Source organism: Roseicyclus sp. (assembly GCF_965662675.1).
GTDB lineage: Bacteria > Pseudomonadota > Alphaproteobacteria > Rhodobacterales > Rhodobacteraceae > Roseicyclus.
Genome location: NZ_CBFIIK010000146.1, coordinates 1 through 5,157 on the forward strand (window position 1 = coordinate 1; position 5,157 = coordinate 5,157).

Consider the following 5,157-nt stretch of genomic DNA (forward strand, 5'->3'; position numbering starts at 1 on the left):
CCCCCTTCGCACCCGTCAGCCTTGGCGCGATCGGGGCCTTTGGCCAAGGCCATGGCTTCGCTCCCGAGCGGCGGATGACAAGCCATGCGGCGCTGACCGCGCGCGGCGTGCCGATGATCGAAGCGGGGCTGTGGTATCGCCCCAGCTACGTCCCCCTGCCGGGCGAGACGACATGGCGCCAAGCCTGCGACCGCGAGGTGGCGATGGTGCGAAGCGCCGTGGGCGTGGTCGAGGTGTCGACCTTGGGAAAAATCGACATTCAAGGCCCCGATGCCGGCGCATTTCTTGATTTCGTTTATGCCAATATGTTCTCGACGCTACCCGTCGGGCGCGTACGCTATGGCTTGATGCTGCGCGAAGATGGGCATGTGATGGATGACGGCACCACCGCGCGGCTGGGGGCGCATCATTATGTGATGACCACCACCACCGCCGCCGCGGCCCAAGTCATGGCGCATCTGGAACTGGTGTTGCAAGGGCTACGCCCCGATCTCGATGTGCGTATCATCTCGGCCACCGAGGCTTGGGCGCAATTCTCGGTCGCGGGGCCGCTGGCGCGCGACCTGCTGAACACCGTCCTCGATCAGCCTATCGACGATGCAAGCTTTCCCTTCATGGCCTGCGGCACGGTTGGTGTGCATGGGGTGCCGGGGCGGCTGTTCCGCATCTCGTTCTCGGGCGAACAGGCCTATGAGATCGCCGTTCCCGCCCGCTTTGGCGAGGCGCTTTACCGCGATCTGGTGGCGCGCGCCGAGACGCTGGGGGGCGGCGCCTACGGGATGGAGGCGCTCAACGTCCTGCGCATCGAGAAGGGCTTCATCACCCATGCCGAGATCCATGGCCGGGTCACCGCCTATGATATCGGCATGCAAAGGATGCTGTCGCCCAAGAAGGATTTCATCGGCAAGGCGGCGGCCCAGCGCCCGGGCCTGCTGGAACCGGGACGCGAGCGATTGGTGGGCTTGCAACCCATGACGGGCGACGGGGTTCTCAGCGCCGGGGCGCGGCTGTTCAACGGTGGCGAACCGCATGACCGCATCCACGATAAAGGCTATGTTACCTCGGTCGGGCATTCGCCGACGCTGGGCCATATGATCGGCTTGGGTTTCCTGCGCCACGGCCCCGAGCGGATTGGCGAAGAGATCGTGATGGTCGATCACCTGCGCGGCTTGCGCACCGTGGTGTCGGTGGTCGATCCGGTCTTTTTCGACCCCGAGGGAGGGCGCGCGCGTGGCTGAATTGATCCCCATCTCGCCTGCCCATGGGCTGACCCCTGTCACGCTTGCCGATGTGGCGTTGCACGAGGCGCCGCTGATCCCGATCTGGTCGATCGCGCCCTATCGCGGGCAGGAAGAGAATGTGACGGCACAATTGAAGAAAAGCTTGGGGCTCGGCTTTCCCGCCCCCGGTGCCCTGTTGTCCAAAGGGGCGGTCAGCATCGCGTGGTCTGGCTATGATCAAGCCTTCTTGATGGGTGCCGCACCCGATGCGAGGCTATCGGCACATGCGGCGCTGAGCGACCAATCCGATGCTTGGGCCCAGCTGGTCTTGTCCGGCCCATTGGCGCGGGCGGTCTTGGCACGGCTGGTGCCGATAGACCTATCGGTCGCGGCTTTTCCGGTCGGTGCTGCGGCACGCAGCATGCTGGGTCACATGAATACGCTGATCCTGCAGGCCGAAGATCGTGTGTTCACGCTGATGATCTACCGCTCCATGACGGCGACGGCGGTGCATGAGCTATCGCAGGTCATGCGGATGGTCGACGCGCGGGCAACGATCCGAGCTTAGGCGTCGGGATGCGGGCGCAAGCCGCGCAGCGCCAATGCCGTGGCGGTGATCGCCTCCATATCACGCGCCATCACAGGGTCGCTGTATCGCATATCCGTGACCCGCCGCGCCCAGACGCGATGGGCATTGCGCAGCTGCGCATTGGTGCGTTGGCTGGCGTCGAGATGGCGCATCAGGCGCACACGGATTTGGGTTTCATTGAAGCTTTGGATCGGACGCTGCATCAGCTCGGCCACCGCCCGTTCGACAGGGTCTGTGACAACCGGCGCGGGGGCGGCACGACCGCCACCCATCGCCAAGAAAACAAGCACGAGGGCGACGCCGACCACAGCGGCGATGCCAAATCCCGTTTGCGTCGCCACAGCGCCGTTTTCGCTTTTGCGAAAGGCACGCGCAAACGCGCCGATGTCTGACTTGATCCACCACATGAGCTGAGATTTGCACCCGACTGCGGCAGGATTGGGACAAAAGCGCGAAAGCTTCACGATTTCATCCCCAGCCTTTATCGGTGGACGGGCTGGACAGGGCAGGTGCGGCTCCCGATATTGAGATCATGAGTCTGCCACCCGGTTTCCTTGATGAGCTGCGCACCCGTATCTCGATCACGCAGGTGGTCGGGCGCAAGGTGATCTGGGACAACCGCAAATCGAACCAAGCCAAGGGCGACATGTGGGCACCCTGCCCCTTCCACCAAGAGAAATCGGCGTCTTTCCACGTCGATGACCGCAAAGGGTTTTATTACTGCTTCGGTTGCCACGCCAAGGGCGACGCCATTTCCTTTGTGCAAAACACCGAGAACATGGGTTTCATGGAAGCGATCGAGCTTTTGGCGCGCGAGGCCGGCATGCAGATGCCAGCCCGTGACCCGCAAGCCGCACAAAAGGCCGATCAAAGCCAGCGTCTCGTCACCGCGACCGAGGCGGCGGTCGGCTTTTTCAAGCTGCAGCTTCAGACCGCGGCCGCCGCAGATGCGCGCGCCTATCTGGAAAAACGCGGCTTGGATGCGGCCACCATCGCACAGTTCGAAATCGGCTTTGCGCCCCCCGCCCGGCAAGCGGGTTTTGGCGCGTTGACGGCCAAGGGTATCGCCGCCGAAGATCTGATCACGGCGGGCATCGCCAGCCGCCCTGATGATGGCGGCGCACCCTATGACGCGTTTCGCGACCGGATCATGTTCCCGATCCGTGACACGCGCGGGCGCTGCATCGGTTTCGGTGGCCGCGCGATGGCCGCCGATGCGCGGGCCAAATATCTCAATTCGCGTGAGACACCGCTCTTCGACAAGGGCCGCGCGCTCTACAATCACGGACCCGCCCGCGAGGCGGCGGGCAAGGGCCAGCCCGTGATCGTGGCCGAGGGTTACATGGATGTGATCGCGCTGGTCAAAGCCGGTTTCGCCGCCGCCGTCGCTCCGCTCGGCACCGCGGTGACCGAGGATCAGCTACGCCTGATGTGGCGCATGGCCGATGAGCCGATCATCGCGCTCGACGGCGACAAGGCGGGCCTGCGCGCGGCGATGCGGCTTGTCGATCTGGCGCTGCCGATGCTTGAACCGGGGAAAAGCCTGCGCTTTTGCATCCTGCCCGAGGGGCAAGATCCCGACGACCTGCTCAAGGCGCGCGGGGCCGATGCGATGCGGGCGCTGCTCGACGGGGCCGAGCCTTTGGTGCGCATGCTCTGGCGGCGGGAGACCGAAGGGCAGATTTTCGACAGCCCAGAGCGGCGCGCGGCCCTCGACCAGCGCTTGCGCAAATGCATCGCGCGCATCCCCGACCAAGGGCTGCGCCGCCATTACGGCGAGGCCTTGGCCGATCTGCGTCGGGCGCTGTTTCGCCCACCCCAGCAAGGCCAAGGGCCACGGCAAGGGCGCGGCGCATGGCAACCGCGCGGCTTTGCCGAAGCACAGACGCCCTTGGCCGAAACGCGCAACTCGGCCTTGGGGTCGGGCGCGCTTGGTGCCGATGACCTGCGCATCACACTGATCTTGGCCACGCTGTGCCGCTACCCTGCACTGATCCCCGCTTTCGAGGATGATCTCGAGCGGCTGGCCCCGAGCCAAGCCGAATATGCCGCGCTGGCCGATCTGTTGATCGCCACAAGCGCCGGCGACGCGGAGATGGTGACCGCCGATTGCGTGAAATCCGGGCTGGGCGAGACGCGCGAATCACTCAGAACCATGCCGCATCTGCGCATCACACCTATCCTGATCGGCCCGCCCGACCCCGAGAAAGCGCGGCTTTGCCTGATCGAGGAATTCGCGAAATACCACGCCAGCCGCGCGCTCGCCGCCGAGATGACCGAGGCGCTGGAAGACCTCGAAAACCTGCCCGAGGGCGATTATCGCCTTGTTCGCAGGCTCAATCACGCCGTACAGACACGCCATCGGGCGGGGCGCGGTGCCGCGCTTCAGGCAAGCGGCACTGTCAGCGAAGACACAGCCGCCCTGTCGAAAGGCTTGCAAGCCTTGATAGAGGCGCGCGTCTGGGAGAAGAAAAGCCGCTGACTGACCTATGCGAATCAGTGATTCGCATTACATAACTTGCAGTAGCAAGGAATTGGCTGTTGGAATGGCGGCCATTCTGCCGCCACACGACGCCGAAGGACAATCGCCCATGGCCAAAGAGACCGACGAGAGCAAGGACCAGGACGGCGAGGAAACCGAAATCGGTCTCGATATGAGCCAGACCGCGGTCAAGAAGATGATCGCCGAGGCGCGTGTGCGCGGCTATATCACCTACGACCAACTCAACACCGTCTTGCCGCCTGAACAGGTCTCTTCCGAGCAGATCGAAGATGTGATGTCGATGCTGTCGGAAATGGGCATCAACGTCATCGAGGATGATGAGGCCGACGAGGACGGCGATGGCGCCAAGGGCGGCACCGATCTTGTCGAGGCGTCGTCTTCGCGTGAGGTCACACTCGCCTCGAGCGAGACCGAGAAACTCGACCGCACCGATGATCCGGTCCGGATGTATCTGCGCGAGATGGGTTCGGTCGAGCTTTTGTCGCGCGAGGGCGAGATCGCGATCGCCAAGCGTATCGAGGCTGGCCGCAATACCATGATCGCGGGGCTTTGCGAAAGCCCGCTGACTTTTCAGGCGATCACCATCTGGCGCGACGAACTTCTCGATGAAGATATCTTGCTGCGCGATGTGATCGATCTTGATGCAACCTTCGGCCGCTCGCTGGGCGATGATGAGGATGGCCCCGTCGTGGCCGATGTCGCAGCTGTCGGCACCAACGCGCCACGCAGCGGTGGCGAAGATGAGCCAGAGCTGGACGCCGACGGAAACCCCTTGTCGCGTGACAACGACGATGATGAGGATGACGACGAACAGGCCAATATGAGCCTTGCTGCGATGGAAGCCG

The 5,157-nt window shown here is 63.9% G+C and carries 5 protein-coding genes; 4 read left to right on the forward strand and 1 reads right to left on the reverse strand.

All coding sequences use genetic code 11. The annotated features are described in order from the left end of the window. Nucleotides 1-1,238 (forward strand): aminomethyltransferase family protein (locus tag ACTG4J_RS14555; RefSeq protein ID WP_439140460.1); only part of this gene is annotated, 1,238 nt, incomplete at its 5' end. Then, entirely contained in the window at nucleotides 1,231-1,788 is a 558-nt protein-coding gene (locus tag ACTG4J_RS14560) for a sarcosine oxidase subunit gamma (RefSeq protein WP_439140461.1), read from the forward strand. The genes ACTG4J_RS14555 and ACTG4J_RS14560, both read left to right, overlap by 8 nt. Here ACTG4J_RS14560 and ACTG4J_RS14565 read toward each other — a convergent pair. Then, nucleotides 1,785-2,150, reverse strand: coding sequence for a hypothetical protein (locus ACTG4J_RS14565; protein ID WP_439140462.1), 366 nt, complete (start codon nucleotides 2,148-2,150; stop codon nucleotides 1,785-1,787). The genes ACTG4J_RS14560 and ACTG4J_RS14565 overlap by 4 nt on opposite strands. A 191-nt stretch (nucleotides 2,151-2,341) precedes the next feature. Between ACTG4J_RS14565 and dnaG the strand changes: the two genes are divergently transcribed. After that, a complete protein-coding gene (gene dnaG / locus ACTG4J_RS14570) occupies nucleotides 2,342-4,291 on the forward strand; it encodes a DNA primase (RefSeq protein WP_439140463.1) in 1,950 nt (649 codons plus the stop codon). 109 nt (nucleotides 4,292-4,400) lie between these two features. Beyond that, nucleotides 4,401-5,157, forward strand: a 757-nt coding sequence (locus tag ACTG4J_RS14575) for an RNA polymerase sigma factor region1.1 domain-containing protein (RefSeq protein ID WP_439140464.1), incomplete at its 3' end; no start/stop codon positions are given.